Origin of the sequence: Enterobacter sp. 198 (genome assembly GCF_009025585.1) — a bacterium.
Lineage (GTDB): Bacteria > Pseudomonadota > Gammaproteobacteria > Enterobacterales > Enterobacteriaceae > Enterobacter > Enterobacter ludwigii.
Window position 1 is genome coordinate 24,656 of sequence record NZ_WCIM01000016.1, and the last position, 18,722, is coordinate 43,377.

Consider the following 18,722-nt stretch of genomic DNA (forward strand, 5'->3'; position numbering starts at 1 on the left):
TGTGGCCAGGTAAGGACTTTATTACGAGCGCGTATTGTTAATCGCAACGCACGAATTAACAACGATTTTACGGGAAATTTTATTGAAATTCCCCCTCCGGAACAGAGGGGGAGATAACGGCGTTACTCTTCGCTGTCGCCCGCGGTACTGCGCGCAGGAGAGTCAATCTCCACGCGGTCAATACGCTGCAGGCCGCGCATCAACGAGCCGCGTCGACCGCGCTCGCCCACCACTTTCTGCAACTCTTCCGGTCGAAGCTTGATTTTACGTTTGCCGACATGAATGGTCAGCGTGCTCTGCGGCGGCAGAATAAAGAGGTGCGCCAGACCATCTACCCCTTTCGCCGCTTCCGCTGACGGGATGCTGATGATCTTGTTGCCCTTGCCTTTTGACAATTCCGGCAGGTCGCTGACCGGGAACATCAGCATACGTCCGGCGGCAGTGATCGCCAGCAGCATATCGCTATCGTTTTCCACCACCAGCGGCGGCATCACATGCGCGTTGTCAGGCAGGCTGATCAGCGCCTTACCGGCACGGTTGCGGGAAACAAGATCGTTAAAGGTACAGATAAAGCCGTACCCCGCGTCAGACGCCAGCAGCAGTTTCTGGTCATCGGCTTCCATCAGCATATGGTCAACCGTCGCACCCGGCGGCAGCGTCAGCTTACCGGTAAGCGGTTCGCCCTGTCCGCGGGCAGAAGGCAGCGTGATCGGGTCGATGGCGTAGCTGCGCCCCGTCGAGTCGATAAAGGCGACCGGCTGGTTGCTCTTACCTTTCACGGCGGCTTTAAAGCTATCGCCCGCCTTGTAGCTCAACCCTGGCGCATCGATATCGTGACCTTTAGCACTGCGCACCCAGCCGCTCTGAGACAGCACAATGGTGACCGGTTCTGATGGCTGCATGTCGTGCTCATTCATCGCCTTCGCTTCTTCGCGCTCATGCAGCGGAGAACGACGGTCGTCACCGAATGCATCAGCGTCAGCCTGCAGCTCTTTCTTAAGCAGGTTGTTCATCTTGCGTTCGGACGCGAGGATCGCCTGCAGCTGATCGCGCTCTTTTTCCAGTTCGTTCTGCTCACCGCGGATCTTCATCTCTTCGAGTTTGGCGAGATGACGCAGTTTCAGCTCAAGGATTGCTTCGGCCTGGGTTTCACTGATGCCAAAGCGCGACATCAGCGCCGGCTTCGGCTCGTCCTCGGTACGGATAATCTCAATAACTTCGTCGATATTGAGGAACGCCACCAGCAAACCTTCAAGGATGTGCAGGCGTTTAAGCACTTTTTCCAGTCGATAGTTCAGACGTCGGCGAACGGTATCGCGGCGGAACGTCAGCCATTCGCTCAGGATCTCCAGCAGGTTTTTCACTGCCGGACGACCGTCGAGGCCGATCATGTTCAGGTTGATGCGGTAGCTTTTTTCCAGATCGGTGGTGGCAAACAGGTGGTTCATCACCTGCTCCATGTCCACGCGGTTGGAACGCGGCACGATCACCAGACGCGTCGGGTTTTCGTGGTCGGATTCGTCGCGCAAGTCATCCACCATCGGCAGCTTTTTATTGCGCATCTGGGAGGCAATCTGTTCCAGCACTTTCGCGCCGGAGACCTGGTGCGGCAGCGCGGTGATGACCACTGCGCCGTCCTCTTTGGTCCACACCGCACGCATGCGCACGGAGCCGCGGCCGTTCTGGTAGATTTTGCGGATTTCCGCGCGCGAGGTAATGATTTCGGCCTCGGTCGGGTAGTCCGGCCCCTGCACGATATCCAGCAGATCGTCCAGCGTGGTTTTCGGCTGTTCAATCAGGGTGATGGCGGCTTTCGCCACTTCACGCAGGTTGTGCGGCGGAATGTCCGTCGCCATACCCACCGCGATACCGGTAGTGCCGTTCAGCAGGATGTTCGGCAGACGCGCAGGCAGCATTTTCGGCTCCTGCATCGTACCGTCGAAGTTTGGCACCCAGTCCACGGTTCCCTGACCCAGCTCACCCAGCAGCACTTCAGCGTAGCGGGAGAGACGGGATTCGGTATAACGCATCGCTGCGAAGGATTTAGGATCGTCCGGCGCGCCCCAGTTCCCCTGACCATCCACCAGCGGATAACGGTAAGAGAACGGCTGTGCCATCAGCACCATCGCTTCATAACAGGCGCTGTCGCCGTGCGGATGGTATTTACCCAGTACGTCACCGACGGTACGGGCGGATTTTTTGAACTTGGCGGTCGCATTCAGCCCCAGCTCGGACATCGCATAGACGATGCGGCGCTGAACGGGCTTCAGGCCATCCCCGATAAACGGCAACGCCCTGTCCATGATGACGTACATGGAGTAGTTCAGGTAGGCGTTTTCCGTGAATTCATGTAGCGCGAGGCGCTCTGCCATATCGCTCATTATGTGTGATTCCTCAACTCAGAAACCGAAAGGTTTCAGGCAATATTGCCGCAGATACTACCTTATCTGGCGTGTTGAGTCACAAAGAAAAAGGGCCGCATCCGCGGCCCTTTCGGGGTTATTTGTTCAGTTTGATAACCTGCTTCACGTCGATTTCAAAATCGTTCCACTCTTTATCGACTTTACCCTGAATTTCCACCTTATCCTGCGGGGTTACGGTCACGCCGTTCCAGCGCTTGTGGTCAATCTCCACGTTAACCGTACCGGTCTCATCGCGGAAGGTGTAGCGGTCATCAGACAGGCGCTGAGTGATGTTCCCGCGCAGCTTCACCCAGCTGTCGTCCTTCATGTCCTTCACTTTCACCGCGGTGGTGAGGTTCGCGTCATTATCGACAAAACCGCCCGCCTGCGTCTGGGTCTGGGTTTGTGCGGCAGAGGGGCCGTTAAATCCGCCCTGTGCAGCAAAAACAGGGGCAGTGGTCATCATCATGATGGCGGCAATCGCAGCGAATTTTTTCATATTAACTCTCCCTTTAATGTGGTTTCGCAGTCCATTTAACAGGGTAAACCTTAACAACTTCTTAAGGGAAAAATTTATTTATTATTACTGTACAGCAGGCTGATGCAGAGGGTTTACTGACGTTATCAAGGAGGGAACATGCGCATTTTACTGGTTGAAGACGACAAGCTGATTGGCGATGGTATCAAGGCGGGTTTAAGCAAAATGGGCTTTAGCGTGGACTGGTTCACCGACGGAAAAACCGGCCAGACCGCGCTTCATTCTGCACCGTATGATGCCGTAGTGCTGGATCTGACGCTGCCGGAAATCGACGGACTGGAGATTCTGCGCGCCTGGCGCGAAAGCGGACGCCGCGAGCCGGTATTGATTCTGACGGCGCGGGATGCGTTGAACCAGCGTGTCGAAGGGCTGCGTCTGGGGGCGGATGATTACCTGTGCAAGCCCTTTGCACTGATCGAAGTGGCTGCCCGCCTTGAGGCGCTGGTGCGCCGAAGCCACGGCCAGACCCGCAGCGAGTTGCACCACGGAAAGGTCACGCTCGATCCCACCAGTCTCGTGGCCACGCTGGACGGCGAAACGCTGACGCTCAAGCCGAAAGAGTTCGCCCTGCTGGAGCTGCTGATGCGTAACGCGGGCCGCGTGCTGCCGCGCAAGCTGATCGAGGAAAAGCTCTACACCTGGGACGACGACGTCTCCAGCAACGCCGTTGAAGTCCACGTCCACCATCTTCGTCGTAAACTGGGCAGCGAATTTATCCGCACCGTGCACGGTATCGGCTATACCCTGGGTGACGCATGAAACTGACCCAACGCCTGAGCCTGAAGCTGCGCCTGACGCTCCTCTTTTTAGTGCTGTCGCTGACGGCGTGGTTTGCCGCAAGCCTGGTCGCCTGGCAGCAGACCACCCACACGCTGGATAAGCTGTTCGATACGCAGCAGATGCTGTTTGCCAAACGCCTGTTGACCATGGATCTGGATGAGATCCGGGCCCCCGAACGGATGCGTGAGATCCCCAAAAAAGCGAAGCACGGTCGTCTGGATGACGACGCGCTGGCCTTCGCCATCTACGCCACCGACGGCAAGATGATGTTAAATGACGGCGAAAACGGGCGGGACATTCCGTACCACTATCGCCGCGACGGGTTTGATAATGGACGGCTACAGGGCGACAACGACGAGTGGCGTTTTTTATGGCTCACCTCACCCGACGGGAAGTACCGCGTGGTGGTCGGCCAGGAGTGGGAGTATCGCCAGGAGATGGCGGTAGATGTGGTCAGCTCCCAGTTGACCCCGTGGCTGGTGGCGCTGCCCCTGATGCTGCTGTTGCTGATCGTTCTGCTGAGCCGGGAACTGAAACCGTTAAAAAAACTGGCGCAGACCCTGCGCTCCCGCTCACCGGATGCCACCGACGCGCTCCCGACTCAGGGGGTTCCCACTGAGGTGCGCCCGCTGCTCGACTCGCTGAACCATCTGTTCACGCGAACCCAGGAGATGATGACCCGCGAGCGTCGTTTTACCTCAGATGCCGCGCACGAGCTACGCAGCCCTCTCGCGGCCCTGAAGGTGCAAACCGACGTGGCGCAACTGTATCAGGACGATCCGCAGGCGCAGCAAAAAGCGCTGGCGCAGCTGCATGCGGGTATCGATCGCGCATCCCGGCTGGTGGATCAGCTCCTTACGCTGTCGCGTCTGGACTCGCTGGATAACCTCGACGATATCGAACCGATCGTGATGGCCGATCTCCTGCAGTCGGCGGTGCTGGATATCTGGCATCCGGCACAGCAGGCCGGGATTGATATTCGTCTGAACATTCATGCCCCACAGGTCACACGTCAGGGCCAGTCGCTGCTGCTGAGCCTGCTGGTGCGTAACCTGCTGGACAACGCCGTGCGTTATAGCCCGCATGGCAGCGTGGTGGACGTCACGCTGGACACCCGGCGTTTTACCGTGCGTGACACCGGCCCCGGCGTTTCCACCGATGCGCTGGCGCGTATTGGTGAGCGTTTTTATCGCCCACCGGGACAGGATGCAACGGGTAGCGGCCTGGGGTTATCTATCGTCAGGCGCATTGCCGCCCTGCATGGTATGCGCGTCGCGCTGGGCAATGCGGCAGAAGGCGGCTTCGAAGTGAAGGTCAGCTGGTAAGGGATTATTGCGTTTAATGCAAAAGACTTTGCACATTTTGCTCATTTAACCGCATCGCTCGCGCGCGTAAAATCCTCGCCATACTTTCATCTTCGAGGACACCTCATGAGCAACATTCTGATTATCAACGGTGCAAAAGAATTTGCGCACTCTAAAGGCCAGCTGAATGACACCCTGACCGAGGTCGCGGACGGTTTTCTGCGCGACGCCGGGCATGATGTTAAGGTCGTGCGCGCGGACAGCGATTACGATGTCAACGCGGAAGTGCAGAACTTCCTGTGGGCTGACGTGATTATCTGGCAGATGCCTGGCTGGTGGATGGGTGCCCCCTGGACCGTGAAAAAATACATGGATGATGTCTTCACCGAAGGCCATGGCGCACTGTACGCCAGCGACGGTCGCACCCGCTCCGACGCATCCAAAAAATACGGTTCTGGCGGCCTGATTCAGGGCAAAAAATATATGCTGTCCCTGACCTGGAACGCACCGCTGGAAGCGTTCACCGAGAAAGATCAGTTCTTCGAAGGGGTGGGCGTTGACGGCGCATATCTGCCGTTCCACAAAGCTAACCAGTTCCTCGGAATGACGCCGCTGCCAACCTTTATCGTTAACGACGTCATCAAAATGCCTGACGTCCCGCGCTATATCGCAGAATATCGCAAGCATCTCGCGGAAATTTTTGCTTAACTGGTAACCTGGAATTAGAAGGAGTTAACCATGCTTACTGTTATTGCTGAAATCCGTACTCGTCCAGGCCAACATCACCGCCAGGCGGTGCTGGATGAGTTCGTGAAAATTATCCCCACCGTACTGAAGGAAGAAGGCTGCCACGGCTACGCGCCGATGGTCGACGCCACCACCACCGCCAGCTTCCAGGCTACTGCCCCAGACTCGATCATTATGATTGAGCAGTGGGAAACCGTGGCCCATCTTGAAGCCCACCTGCAGACCGCGCACATGAAAGCGTGGAGCGACGCGGTGAAGGGCGATGTGCTGGAAACGCATATCCGCATTCTGGAGCAAGGGGTGTAAGTTTACCCTGTTCCTGATTCCTGCCCTCCCCCTTTCGGGAGAGGGTCAGGGAGGCATATTACCAGTACAACTTCCAGCTTTGGGTAAACCTGACCAGCGCCTCCACGTAGAAGTAGTCTCCCCAGCTCGCGCACTCGTCCACGCCTTTATTGCTTGCCAGATGATAAACGGAGTGCTTCAGCAGCCCAGTTCCCTTCTCATCTTTGCCCATCAGGTAGTGTTTCGTCAGTGACGACATCATTCCTTTTGCCCATTCAGAATACCGCTCGCGATCCGGATCGGTCACCGGCAGGTGCTTCACCAGCTCCAGCAGGCCACATACCGCAATCGCCGCCGAGGACGCGTCGCGTAGCGCATCCGTGCCGACCAGCGCCAGATCCCAGTGGCAGACGTAATCTTCCGGCAGACGGTTGAGGAAGTAGTTCGCCAGCCGTTTCGACAGGGCAATCATCGTCGCATCACCGGTATAGATGTAGCTCAACAGGAAGCCGTAAATTCCCCACGCCTGCCCGCGTGACCAGCAGGAGTCATCGGCATAGCCTTGCTGAGTATTGCCGTAGCGCGGCGCGCCGGTGTGCACATCCATATAGTAGGTGTGGAACGTTGAGGCATCTTCACGGATAAGGTACCTCGCTGCCTGCATCACGTGCGCTTTGGCGGCATCGGCAAAGCGCGGATCGCCCGTCTGTTCGCTCGCCCAGTAGAGCAACGGCAGGTTCATATTGCAGTCGATAATCATCCGCCCGGCCTGTTCCGGGTCAGCCAGATCGCCCCACGCCTGAATAATTTTTGCCTTCTCGTGGAAGCGATCCAGCAGCGCCTCTGCCGCCAGCAGCGAGAAGCCACGCGCCTCACGGTTACCGGTCAGTCGCCAGGCCGCCACGCAGGAGAGCGTATACAAAAAGCCCAGATCGTGGGTGTTAGTGTCGTGGCGCCCGGCGATACGCAGGCCAAACGAGCGCACATGTTTTTCCGCCATCGCGCGGAATTTCGCTTCGCCGCTCATCTCCCACGCCAGCCACAGCTGCCCGGTCCAGAAGCTGGTGGTCCACTCCACGTTGTCGGTCAGCGGATAAAAACCCTGCTGGCAGGTTTCCGCCGGGAACTGCTCACCAAACGCCGTTAAATGGCGGCTAATCAGCGCGAGGACATGGTCGCGCGCTGAACTCAGTTCATCGCGGAATACGCGCGAATCAACGGGCACGGGGATAGCGGGCAGGCGTTCCTCTGCGATACGACTTAACATATTTCGGTTCCTTCTTTGACGGCTTAATTATCGTGATGAGGGTTCTGCCACGTTCAGCGCGCGGGGGCCGCGCCATTTACTCTGGCAGGCAGATAACGTAAAGGCAGAAATAAACGTGAAGATCAGCGCCGTGGCGCCCATGATGATATAGGTGTTCTCGAAACCGATGCGGTCATACATATAGCCGGCAGGCGACGAGACCACAACATTGCCGACGTACAGCATCGCCTGATATCCCAGCAAATACATGGTGGCGTTAACGCGCTTATCGAAATGTTCGGCAATATATTTAAAGACGGAGACCAGCAGCAGACAAATTTCCAGACCGTACAGCGGCTTAAGAATGGAAATTAACAGATGTGAATCACACAGACCGGAAATAATCAGACGCGCACCGACCACCAGCCCGACAATTAACAGCCCACGTTTGGCGCCAATAGCGTTCACCAGCAGCGGGATCACCATATACATGACAAACTCCATTCCCGACTGCACGGTCCCCAGATAACCAAACACCGCATTGCCCTGGTGAATATCATCAAAGAAGGTCACGAAATAGCGCGAAAACTGCTGCTCGGCGATAAACATCATCCACGCCACACCGGCCACGTACAGACAGAAGGCCCAGAATTTACGGTTACGCAGCAGCGCGTAAACGTCTGACGGGGCAATTTTCTCTTTCGTCAGCACTTCGCCGACATGTGCGGAGTTAGTGTTCACTTTCAGGCTCAACAGGACAATCAGCATCACCACCGATGCCACGCTGCCCATAATAAAGTTATACGCTGGCGAGAGATTAAACAGCAGGCCGGAGAAGGAGGACGCCACTGCCCAGCCAAGGGAGCCCCACATCCGGATCTGACCAAACTCCATGCCGTTTAAACGGCTAAAACGGTCAGAATAGGATTCGCACGCCGCCACGCCCGCATACCAGGCAAAGCTTAAATAGAGTGCGCCAATAATAATCCCCAGCAGCGTGTTGGACATTAACAGCGGCTGATAGACATAAATAAAGAACGGCGCCATCAGGGCAGACATTGCCACCACAAAATAGAGCAGGTATTTGCTCATGCCGATCTTATCGAGAATATAGCCATAGATGGGCTTCAGAATGACGGAGAAAATCCCGTTCACCGCAAATACGGTACCAATCACCGAACCACTGAGGTTCGCTTTCTGGCCTAACCAGATAGCCAGCAGGCCAATACTGGCAGACCAGGTAAAGAAATAGAGAAATATAAAACTGCTGATTTTGTAATATTCAGTTCTGTTTGTTGTAGCGGTCTTTTTCATATCATCCTCGCCGACGTGTAGGGTCAGAGTTTTTATAATGAGAACGACAGCTGTCGCTCACTGCCAGGCTCGCGGATAACAACCCGGTTCTCGCTAATATTCAGTTGCGGGACTGCCATAACCGGCTGGCTTTCGCCGGCGACGGCAGCACAACAGAGCCAGCTCTCCCCCTGCGCAAGCGTGGTTTTCAACAGCGGAATGGCAGCGCATTCCGGGAACATGATGCTGCTGTTCGGCGGTGTGACAATGCTGTCCGGTTCACGGTTAACCACCGGAGAGAGATCGACCAGCACGCTGGTGCCGTTACCGGCGACAAGCCAGCATCCGTTCTCACGGATCTGCGGTTCGGTGTTCATCACCGCAAAACCGCCCTCCGCCGTATTCAGTCGACGGGCGCTGTTGATACGGTGCAGGCGCAGGTGCCACTCACCAAACGGCACTTGCCAGGTTTCGATATGGACGTCATGCCACGGAGACCAGCGTGAGTAGAGATAATCGTCAGTGACCCGCACCGCTTCACATTCGCGGCGACCGCGGAAATAGTTATCCCCGTCTGCCAGCAGCAGCATGGAGTCGCAGGCGGCATGTTTCAGGCCAAACCGTCCGCGCTCAATCGTGAAACCAAAGCGGCTGGAGTAGGCAAATTTGGTGTATTTGGCTTCCGTATTCACGTAGTTATTCAGCTCAAGCTGCCCGGCGGTAAGCAGGGTGACGTGCTGCGACTGACCGGCATGCATCAGGATCTGCTGTGCATGCGGGATGACGCGTTTTTCCGCAAGCGCGGGCAGCGGCTGCTCTTCAGCCTGCCAGAACGGATGGTCCTCCGGCATCGCCAGAATCAGGTAGGTTTTCAGCGCCCAGTATGGCGAGCCGGGGGCGTTATAGTCCTCACACATCGCCAGGTTCGGGTAAGCAAAACCGAGGGTCAGAATGCCGTCCCGATCGGTGATGGGCTGTTGCTGCCACCAGCGCAGATGGCGCAGCACGATGCCCTTCACAATCCCCGGCGTGAACACCTCCAGACCGGAAAAGGCGACGGCACTCCAGAAGGCGACCATTGCAAAGCGATAGGTCAGGCTGCGACCAAACGGTACCGAGGCACCGTCGGCGGCTGACCAGTAGATAAAGTCTTCGGCGAATAGGCGCGAACGTGCTCGCAGCACCTGCGCCCTCTCCTCGTCACCGCTCAGGGTGGCGTAAATCAGGCCGTAGAAATGGAATGCCATCGAGATGTAATAGTCTTTCGGCCGCCCCGGCCCGTCGGAATACCAGCCATCGCCAAGGTAATAGGCCTCCATCATCGCAAACCGTCGGTCAATCGCCGTCTGGTCATACGGCAGCCCGGCGCGCTTAAAACCGAGCTGCACCATAATGGCAAAGTAGTTCCAGTTGCTGTCCGGCATTTGCGCATGGGCGATCTGGTTGAGCCATGCGTGCAGGTTCATGACCTCGCGCCCGGTGAAGTGCGCGGTGAGTTTATCCCCCAGCAGGGCAAGCCCCAGACCGTAGGCCGCCATCTCGACCAGACGCTGATCGTAGGGGCCGGTTTCGCCCCAGTAACCGTCACTGTGCGGATCGGTGCCGAGTTTGATCGCGGTAAGGTATTTTTCGCAAAAGGGGCTGGCATCACCGGATGCCAGCAGCGGAAACAGCCCCCATAGCGCACGTGAGAGTCCCTCCATCTGCGCGATATCCGTGCTGTAATGCGCACAGGTTTCACCCAGCGAAAATCGTGAACTGCCCGGCGCAAACGCCTTATCCAGCGCACTCAACAGAGTATTCAGTGACGCCACGATATCCTGGCGTGAAGACAACGGATTTGATTTTTCTTTATTTGCCGCCCACATACGCTCACCCTCGTAATCAACTGCGGCAAAGCATAGTGAATCCACACGGGGCAGAAATGTTAGCCATGTCACAGGTACGAGCGATGAATAAACCCGCAGTTAAGAAAATTTAAAAAGGTGGTTTATAAAGAGATTCTGACGGCAAAAAGTTGAGTTTTATTGCACTATGCGCGACACACCAACATCCGATCATCTGGAGCTGATTACCTTAAATGACACCGTAGTGTCGTTTAGCCGCCTGTTCGCCAACACGGTGCGCTATCACCACTGGCATCAGTGTCTGGAAATTCTCTATGTGGAAGAAGGCTTTGGCGTGGCGATTGTCGATAACCGTCATTACACCATGCGCCCCGGGCGGCTGTTTTTCTTCCCACCGTTTACCCTGCATAAGGTGATGGTGGACGAGAAGGCAGAAGCCCTTTACAGGCGCACCATTATTCATCTCGACCAGCATGCCGTATTGAAAACCCTGCGTGATTTTCCGCAGGCTCAGCAGCGTCTACAGAAGCTGTCTCGTCGTGGCGGCGAGGCCTGGGTCGCTGACCTGGCGCATTGCCAGAAGCATATCGATTATCTTCTTGGCTGTTATCAGCCGCCGCTGAACAGCGAAAACATTGCCGGGCTGTTGATTAGCCTGTTTGCCATGCTGCCGGATGATAACGACGGTGCCCCGGGGAGCAATCAGGGGGTGGCAAGCCAGGTGATGTACTGGCTGGATGAGCATTATCGGGAGAAATTTCGCCTGGATGCGCTGGCGGCTGAGCTGGGAAAATCACGCAGCTATGTATCGCGAAAATTTCATGCAGAAACAGGCGAGAAGATCCACGACTATCTGAATACGCTACGGCTGCGAAAAGCCTGCGAGTACCTGCTGCACAGTGATGCCAGCGTGCGTGAGATTGCCGCGCGGGTGGGATTTTCAGATGTGACGTGGTTTATCAGCGCCTTTAAAAAAGGGATTGGTGAGACGCCGCTGCAGTACCGGAAAAATCATGGCGCGGCGTGAACCCCTCACCCGCTCTTCTTGCCCGGTTTTAACCCGCGATGAAATTCGTTAATGCGCTTCATCGACCTGATGGTGCGCTGGGGCTCCGTTGACGCTACAGATAAAATAATCATCTCCAGACACAGCAGCACCGTGCCGTGGAGCGGAATTTTGCCCTTTTCACCGCCGCGCGGAACGTGGATCACCACGCTGGCCTCTTTGCTGAAGCGCGAGTCCGTAGCATTGGTCAGCAATATCGTGGGAATACCCAGCCGTTTCGCTTCACGCAGCGTGGTTTGTCCTTCCCGGTGGGCCGATTTTTGCGCCATCATCACCAGCACATCGCCGCGCTGTAAGGCAATCAACTGCTCTGCCAGACCAATGCCGGTGCGGTTGAGCGCAATAGCGGGCAGGCCGATACGGCTGAACAGCCGGGAAGTGTACTCGGCAAGAATGCCGGAAGCCCCAATCCCAAAGATCGCGACCTGACGTGCCTGCGCCAGCAACGACACCGCCTGCGCCATTGCGTAGCGGTTGTGCGGCTCGGATAGCACATCACAGGTATGCTGATGCCCTTCCAGCACAAAATCGATGCTCGCGTTCACGTCGCTGGTGAGCGTATTCACCGTGGTGGACATTTTTTCGCTGGAGGAGACCACCGGCCCAAACCACTGCTCCAGAGTCTGCTTCAGATCACGCAGCCCGGCAAAGCCAAGAGCCTGAATGGCGCGTACCACCGTAGCGTCCGAGGTTTTCAGCAACGCGGCAATCTCCATCGCCGTCTGCTCCATCACCGCTTCGCGGTTTTCATTGATGTAACGCGCAACCTGCAGCAGGCGCGGCGTGAGCTGGTGCCCCCGCGAGCGAAAGCGGTCGCCATAGACATCAACCCGGGCTTTGTCTTTTCTGATCACTGTGACGCCTCCGGCAGCGGTCGACCGGCAATCTGCGACTGCACCTGGGCGGCCATCAGGCCTAAGGAAGCAAAGGAGTTCGAGATGGCCTCTTCACGGGAGATCAGTACGTAGTGGCCGGTGCGACAGGCATTGAGGAACTGACACCAGCCAGGCATCACGGCATCCATCGCTGCCAGCTCATCCTGCGGTTTGCCGCCGGTATCCCCGCGCCAGGTGGCAAAGACAAAATCTGCATCCAGCTCGGGCAGACGCTCGGCGCTGACGTCAATTCGACCGCCGTCAGGGATGGACTCAATCAGCGGCGGGAATGTGAATCCTGCGTCGCGCAGCACGCGCCCCAGCGAGTGGTAGCTGTGCATGGCGTTGATTTTGCCCTGGTTGGCCTGTATCACCGACACGGTAATGTTGCGGGTGTCGATGGTCGCTTTCAGGGCGTTAATCTGCTCCTGATAGCGACGTTCAAGGATCTTCAGCCGGGCTTCGGTGCCCGTGAGCTGTGCGAGCTTGCGGTAGATCTCCGGCGCGCCGCCATCGAGATGATCGATACTCACCGTCGGGGCAATTTTCTCCAGCTGTTCAACCGGCGTGTTACGGGTCGGTTCGGTGATGATCAAATCCGGCTTTGCAGCGGCGATGGCCTCGATGTCGATATCCGCGGAGCCGATAAATTTGATGTCGGCGTTATCAAAATCAACGCCCGTCAGCATGCCGCTGGCGCGCAGAAAATGGCTACCGTCCGGCCGCGTGCGCCCGTGGCTTGCCACTGGCGGCACGCCGAGCTCAATCAGCGGAATGGTGATATCCAGATCGTGCAGCGAGACAATCCGCTTCGGGTGAAGGGGCACAGTCACCTTGCGGTTCAGATCGTCGGTAAACGTCTGCGTCGGCTCCGCCGCACTCACGGTAAACCCCACCAGCAACAACATCGAAAAAAGTATACGCATCACCATCCCCTAAAATCTGTCCCGTCGCTGCCAGAGCAGCAGCAGGAAAAACGGTCCGCCAATCAATGAAATGACTACGCCTGCCGGCAGCTGCAGCGGCAGGAAAGCCAGACGTCCGACGTTATCTGCCAGCAGAACCAGCAGCGCACCCAGCACGGCACTTCCCGCCAGCAGCGCGGTTTGTCCGCCGCGCAGCAGCAGGCGTGCCATATGTGGCGCAATCAGTCCCACAAAACCGATACTGCCCACGCAGGAGACGCAGGCCGCGGTCAGCACCACCGGGGCAAGCACGCGCAGCAGCGCCAGCCGTGAGGTGTGTACGCCAAGCCCCGTTGCGGTGGGGTTGCCCATCAGGGCCACGTCTGCGGCGCGCGCGGTCAACAGCAATAGCGCAAATGCCGGCAGCGTCCAGGCTGCCGCAATGCCTACCAGCGTCCAGTTTGCTGCATGCAGGCTTCCCGCCAGCCACAGCATCGCCGTCTGCACGTCACGCACGTCGGCGGTGGTCATAAAGACCCCCATTGCCGCGGCAAACGCCCAGGAAACGCCGATCCCCGTCAGGATAAATCGCGGCCGCGAAATATCGCGCGCCAGCGCCACCACCAGCAGCGCGGTGAGTATGCCCCCCGCCATTCCCGCCAGCGGTCGCCAGGCCAGGCTGAGCGCCGGGAACTGAAAAATCAGCACCAGCACCGCCGCGCTACATCCCTCTTTCACGCCGATAAGCCCCGGGTCGGCAAGGCCATTACGGGTGACAGACTGCATCGCTGCCCCCGCCATGCCGAGCATGGCACCGCATAACACCGCCATCAGCAGACGCGGCAGACGGATATCCATCACGATGTAGCGCGTATCCGCCTCCAGATTTTGCGGATACAGCAGCGCCCGTCCGATGGCCGACGTCGGGATCGGCAGCGAGCCGTGCGTCAGGCCAAACCCGAGCAGGATAAAGGCCGCGAGCGAAATCAGCGCAAGGCAGGCCAGCGCCCTCGGGCGTACCAGCGTAGAAAAAGTGCCTATACGCAACGCGCGCAGTCCGGCCCGGCTCATTTGAACGCCCTCGAGGCCATAAAGATAAAGACGGGAGCACCGACCAGTGCGGTCATAATGCCGGTCGCCAGTTCATTAGGGGTAAACAGCGTGCGGGCGGCGAGATCCGCCAGCAGCAAAACCAACCCTCCACACAGGGCTGAAAGCGGCACCATCACGCGCAGATCCACCGTCACCAGACGCCGTATCAGCTGTGGCACCACGAGGCCAATAAAACCAATCGGCCCGGCAACGGAGACTGCCGCGCCGCACAGCAGCGCGATTGCCAGCAGCGCGAACAGGCGCGTCCTGAGAAGCGATACGCCAAGCCCCTGGGCCATCCGGTCTCCCAGTGCCAGCATATTGAGTGATGGCGACAGCCAGAGCGCAAGGGCGAAACCCGCGCCAGCGGCCCACGAAGCGCTGCGAAGCGTCCCTTCTGTTATCCCGGCCAAATCCCCCGCCAGCCAGGTGCGTAAGGCGAGAAGCGTCTGCTCATCGAGGATCAGGACCGTGGCGGTAATCGAGGAGGCGAACGCCGACATCGCCACCCCGCACAAGGTGACTTTCATCGGCGTCAACCCGGTGCGTCCCGAAGAGGAGAGCATCAGTACCAGCAGAAAGAGTGCGGCGGCGCCGGCGGCGGCAATCAACGGGCGACCAAACGGCAGGGTGAACCCGAGTGCACTTGTCAGCACGACGGCCAGCGCGGCGCCGGCATTCAGCCCCAGAATATGTGGCTCACCCAGCGGGTTACGGATAACGGACTGCAGCAAGACGCCTGCCACGCCAAGTGCAGCGCCGGTCAGCATGGCCGCAAGGAGGCGTAACAGGCGCAGCCTGATAATGATGTTATGGTCGAAATTGCGCGGGTCGAAATCGACAAAAGCCTGCACGACCGTCAGGGGAGAAATAACGCGCGCGCCCGTGCCCAGGTGTGCAATTGCGCCCATCACCAGCAGTAGCGCAAAGAGCAGAAAAGCCAGTGACGTTCGCATCATGATTTTTCTGCGACCTGGCGAAACGGCATGAAGAACGGTTTGCCGGTGAGCGGATTAACTGACATATGTACGTCAACCTCAAACACCGCTTTGATCAGTTCCGGCGTACAGGTATCGCCCTCGTGAAGCACGCCCTCTACTTTCCCCTGGCGTAAAAAGACCAGGGAATCACCGTAGTTCACCGCGAAGTTAAGATCGTGCAGCACCACCACGACGGTGCGCCCGTGTTGGCGGGTCAGCGTATGCAGCAGTTCAAGGATTTCCACCTGATAGCGGAGGTCAAGAAACGTTGTCGGCTCGTCGAGCAGAATATAGGGCGTTTGCTGCGCCAGCGCCATCGCAATCCAGCAGCGCTGACGCTGGCCGCCGGAAAGGCTTTCCACCGACAAATGGGCAAACTCCGCCGTACCGGTCAGGCGCAGTGCCTCTTCCACGGCCTGCTCGTCTTCGTCACTCCACTGGCGCATAAAATTTTGCCAGGGGAAACGCCCGCGCGAAACCAGCTCAAACACGGTTAACCCTTCCGGCAACAGCGGTGACTGCGGCAGAATGCCCAGCTGACGGGCGACCGCTTTGGTTGGCTGTTGATGAATGGCTTTGCCATCCAGCAGCGCAGCTCCCCCGAGCGGTTGCAGCAGACGTGCGATCGTGCTCAGTAGCGTGGATTTTCCACAGCCGTTCGCGCCCACCAGAACGGTTATTTTCTGTGGGGGGATCGCAAGCGAGATCTCATCGACGATGATTTTTTTCTGATAGCCAGCAGAGAGGTTCTCAAGAACCAGCCCTGACTTATTCGTGTTGTGAGCCACGTGAACGCCAACTTAATAAAAAACTAACAAATAAAAATAAAACTCATTCTCTTTTGAGAGTTTGCCGCTGCGCCATGTAGTAGTCAAGAGAAGAAACACCCTTAAAACCCCAGGGTTATCGTGCAGAAACGGGAAAACCGCTAAACGCATTAATTAATTTATTTTCAACAGGTTAATTACTTACCTCGCTAAGCATCAGAGGGGACGTACTGCTGTAGTCGATTTTTGCTTTTTTCCATTTACTACTACATCAGCGCATGATTGAATGATTCTCAATTACATGTTCGATGCCAGAGATGGCTAACGAGCAGACCGTAAAGGGCAATGACTCACACATTCTTCCGTGACGCTTCATTCGCGGGATATTTCGGGAAAATAGATGTAATGGCTACGTTCACTCCTTCACTCTCTGGGGTAAAAGGGCGCGCGCTCTTTTCACTGCTGTTTATGGCGCCGCTGGTGCAGGCAGCAGACAACACCGCGGCTCAGGACGGCGAAACGCTTACCGTCACCGCCGATCCTAATGCCGTGGCCGATGCCACCAACGGCTATCAGCCGCTGAACACCTCCACCGCCACGCTGACCAACATGCCGATGCTGGATATCCCGCAGGTGGTAAATACTGTCAGCGATAAAGTGCTGGAAGATCAGCATGCTACCACGCTGGATGAAGCCCTCTATAACGTCAGTAACGTGGTGCAGACCAACACGCTGGGCGGCACGCAGGATGCGTTTGTACGCCGTGGATTTGGCGCGAACCGCGACGGCTCAATCATGACCAACGGCCTGCGCACCGTGCTGCCGCGCAGCTTTAACGCGGCCACCGAGCGTGTGGAAGTCCTCAAGGGACCGGCCTCAACGCTGTACGGCATCCTCGATCCGGGAGGGCTTATCAATGTGGTCACCCGACGTCCGGAAAAACAGTTTGGCGGTTCGATCTCGGGCACCTCCTCAAGTTTTGGCGGCGGTACCGGCCAGCTCGATGTCACGGGTCCCATTGAAGGAACGCGCCTGGCTTACCGCCTGACGGGCGAGTACCAGGACGAAGATTACTGGCGAAGTTTCGGCAAGGCGCGCAGCACCTTTATCGCGCCCTCGCTGACCTGGTTTGGTGATGACGCCACCGTGACCGTGCTCTATTCACATCGTGATTATAAGACGCCGTTCGATCGCGGCACGATCTTCGATCTCACGACCAAACAGCCGGTGAATGTTGACCGTAAAACCCGGTTTGACGAGCCGTTCAACATTACCGATGGCCAGTCCGATCTGGCGCAACTCAACGCGGAATACCGCCTTAACAGCCAGTGGACGGCGAAGTTCGATTACAGCTACAGCCAGGATAAATACAGCGATAACCAGGCGCGGGTGATGGCCTATGACGCGAAAACCGGCAACCTGACCCGTCGTGTCGATGCGACGCAAGGATCAACGCAGCGCATGCATTCCACCCGTGCAGACCTGCAGGGGAACGTGGATATCGCGGGCTTTTACAATGAGATCCTGACCGGCGTGTCGTATGAGAATTACGACCTGCTGCGCACGGATATGATTCGCTGTAAGAATGTAAAAGATTTCAATATTTACCATCCGTCTTACGGCAATCTAAGCAAGTGTACGACCGTTTCCGCCGCGGACAGCGATCAGACGCTCAAGCAGGAGAGTTACTCCGCTTATGCTCAGGACGCCCTGTACCTGACGGATAAATGGATTGCCGTCGCGGGGCTGCGTTATCAGTATTACACCCAGTACGCGGGCAAGGGCCGGCCGTTCAACGTCAATACCGACAGCCGCGACGAGCAGTGGACGCCAAAGCTGGGGCTGGTCTACAAGCTCACGCCATCCGTCTCGCTGTTTGCGAACTACGCCCAGACGTTTATGCCGCAATCGTCCATCGCGAGCTACATTGGCGACCTGCCGCCAGAAACGTCCAATGCCTACGAAGTCGGCGCTAAATTTGACCTGTTCAACGGTATTACCGCCAACATCGCGCTGTTTGATATCCACAAGCGCAACGTGCTGTACACCGAAAGCGTGGCGGGTGAAAACATTGCTAAAACCGCTGGCCGCGTGCGCTCGCAGGGCGTGGAAGTGGATCTGGCTGGCTCTCTGACCGAGAACACCAATATTATTGCCAGCTATGGCTACACCGATGCGAAAGTGCTGGAAGACCCGGATTACGCCGGCAAACCGCTGCCAAACGTGCCGCGCCATACCGGTTCGCTGTTCCTGACGTACGATATTCACAACGTCATCGGCGGGAATACCCTGACAATCGGCGGCGGTGGACACGGCGTGAGCCGTCGCTCCGCGACCAACGGTGCGGATTATTACTTGCCAGGGTACGTTGTTGCTGATGCCTTTGCGGCCTATAAAATGAAGCTACAGTATCCGGTGACGCTGCAGGTCAACGTGAAGAACCTGTTTGATAAGACCTACTACACCTCGTCGATTGCGACCAATAACCTCGGCAACCAGCCAGGCGATCCACGTGAAGTGCAGTTTACGGTGAAGATGGAATTTTGATGTAAAAAAGCCCGGTGGCGCTAGCGCCTACCGGGCCTTCGTTCCATC

General features: G+C 57.3%; 16 protein-coding genes. 6 read left to right on the forward strand and 10 right to left on the reverse strand.

Annotation, left to right across the window (positions count from 1 at the left end; genetic code table 11):
- Positions 1–122: 122 nt before the first annotated feature.
- Positions 123–2,381 carry a DNA topoisomerase IV subunit A gene (parC, locus tag F8561_RS07910; RefSeq protein ID WP_032678970.1) on the reverse strand — a complete coding sequence of 753 codons (2,259 nt, stop codon included), beginning with the start codon at positions 2,379–2,381 and terminating at the stop codon, positions 123–125.
- A 118-nt stretch (positions 2,382–2,499) separates the two neighbouring features.
- A complete protein-coding gene (locus tag F8561_RS07915; RefSeq protein WP_059306217.1) occupies positions 2,500–2,901 on the reverse strand; it encodes a YgiW/YdeI family stress tolerance OB fold protein in 402 nt (133 codons plus the stop codon).
- A gap of 138 nt (positions 2,902–3,039) precedes the next feature.
- On the opposite strand from F8561_RS07915, the gene qseB reads away from it, so the two are divergent.
- From qseB to F8561_RS07935, 4 genes are all read left to right on the forward strand, one after another.
- Positions 3,040–3,699, forward strand: a complete 660-nt coding sequence (gene qseB, locus F8561_RS07920) for a quorum sensing response regulator transcription factor QseB (RefSeq protein WP_040018828.1) — start codon at positions 3,040–3,042, stop codon at positions 3,697–3,699.
- The gene (qseC, locus tag F8561_RS07925) at positions 3,696–5,045 is read left to right on the forward strand and encodes a quorum sensing histidine kinase QseC (RefSeq protein WP_151887317.1); all 1,350 of its coding nucleotides are present in this window, start codon (positions 3,696–3,698) and stop codon (positions 5,043–5,045) included. Before qseB ends, qseC begins: the two co-directional genes overlap by 4 nt.
- 105 nt (positions 5,046–5,150) lie before the next feature.
- Positions 5,151–5,732 (forward strand): NAD(P)H-dependent oxidoreductase, encoded by a 582-nt coding sequence (locus tag F8561_RS07930; RefSeq protein ID WP_014171626.1) that lies wholly within the window; start codon positions 5,151–5,153, stop codon positions 5,730–5,732.
- A 30-nt stretch (positions 5,733–5,762) separates the two neighbouring features.
- Positions 5,763–6,077 (forward strand): putative quinol monooxygenase, encoded by a 315-nt coding sequence (locus tag F8561_RS07935; RefSeq protein WP_014171627.1) that lies wholly within the window; start codon positions 5,763–5,765, stop codon positions 6,075–6,077.
- A 58-nt stretch (positions 6,078–6,135) separates the two neighbouring features.
- Here F8561_RS07935 and F8561_RS07940 read toward each other — a convergent pair whose 3' ends face one another.
- Genes F8561_RS07940 through F8561_RS07950 form a run of 3 tightly spaced genes read right to left on the reverse strand, consistent with a single transcriptional unit; the run spans position 6,136 to position 10,463 of the window.
- Positions 6,136–7,323 carry a glycoside hydrolase family 88 protein gene (locus F8561_RS07940; RefSeq protein WP_151887318.1) on the reverse strand — a complete coding sequence of 396 codons (1,188 nt, stop codon included), beginning with the start codon at positions 7,321–7,323 and terminating at the stop codon, positions 6,136–6,138.
- A gap of 27 nt (positions 7,324–7,350) precedes the next feature.
- Positions 7,351–8,616, reverse strand: a complete 1,266-nt coding sequence (locus tag F8561_RS07945) for an oligosaccharide MFS transporter (protein WP_047743658.1) — start codon at positions 8,614–8,616, stop codon at positions 7,351–7,353.
- A gap of 32 nt (positions 8,617–8,648) precedes the next feature.
- Positions 8,649–10,463, reverse strand: a complete 1,815-nt coding sequence (locus tag F8561_RS07950) for a DUF2264 domain-containing protein (RefSeq protein ID WP_073396380.1) — start codon at positions 10,461–10,463, stop codon at positions 8,649–8,651.
- A 166-nt stretch (positions 10,464–10,629) separates the two neighbouring features.
- Between F8561_RS07950 and F8561_RS07955 the strand changes: the two genes are divergently transcribed.
- The gene (locus F8561_RS07955) at positions 10,630–11,469 is read left to right on the forward strand and encodes an AraC family transcriptional regulator (protein ID WP_134179693.1); all 840 of its coding nucleotides are present in this window, start codon (positions 10,630–10,632) and stop codon (positions 11,467–11,469) included.
- 5 nt (positions 11,470–11,474) lie between these two features.
- Here the strand turns inward: F8561_RS07955 and F8561_RS07960 are convergent, their stop codons facing one another.
- From F8561_RS07960 to F8561_RS07980, 5 genes are read right to left on the reverse strand one after another with little or no spacing between them, the layout of a single operon-like run.
- Positions 11,475–12,362 carry a MurR/RpiR family transcriptional regulator gene (locus tag F8561_RS07960; RefSeq protein ID WP_014171632.1) on the reverse strand — a complete coding sequence of 296 codons (888 nt, stop codon included), beginning with the start codon at positions 12,360–12,362 and terminating at the stop codon, positions 11,475–11,477.
- Positions 12,359–13,309 carry an iron-siderophore ABC transporter substrate-binding protein gene (locus F8561_RS07965; protein WP_073396560.1) on the reverse strand — a complete coding sequence of 317 codons (951 nt, stop codon included), beginning with the start codon at positions 13,307–13,309 and terminating at the stop codon, positions 12,359–12,361. Before F8561_RS07965 ends, F8561_RS07960 begins: the two co-directional genes overlap by 4 nt.
- A 9-nt stretch (positions 13,310–13,318) precedes the next feature.
- A complete protein-coding gene (locus F8561_RS07970) occupies positions 13,319–14,359 on the reverse strand; it encodes a FecCD family ABC transporter permease (protein WP_134179691.1) in 1,041 nt (346 codons plus the stop codon).
- A complete protein-coding gene (locus tag F8561_RS07975) occupies positions 14,356–15,339 on the reverse strand; it encodes a FecCD family ABC transporter permease (protein WP_134179689.1) in 984 nt (327 codons plus the stop codon). Before F8561_RS07975 ends, F8561_RS07970 begins: the two co-directional genes overlap by 4 nt.
- Positions 15,336–16,148 carry an ABC transporter ATP-binding protein gene (locus F8561_RS07980; RefSeq protein WP_047743667.1) on the reverse strand — a complete coding sequence of 271 codons (813 nt, stop codon included), beginning with the start codon at positions 16,146–16,148 and terminating at the stop codon, positions 15,336–15,338. Before F8561_RS07980 ends, F8561_RS07975 begins: the two co-directional genes overlap by 4 nt.
- Before the next feature lie 384 nt (positions 16,149–16,532).
- Between F8561_RS07980 and F8561_RS07985 the strand changes: the two genes are divergently transcribed.
- The gene (locus tag F8561_RS07985; protein ID WP_047355865.1) at positions 16,533–18,674 is read left to right on the forward strand and encodes a TonB-dependent siderophore receptor; all 2,142 of its coding nucleotides are present in this window, start codon (positions 16,533–16,535) and stop codon (positions 18,672–18,674) included.
- Positions 18,675–18,722: the final 48 nt, after the last annotated feature.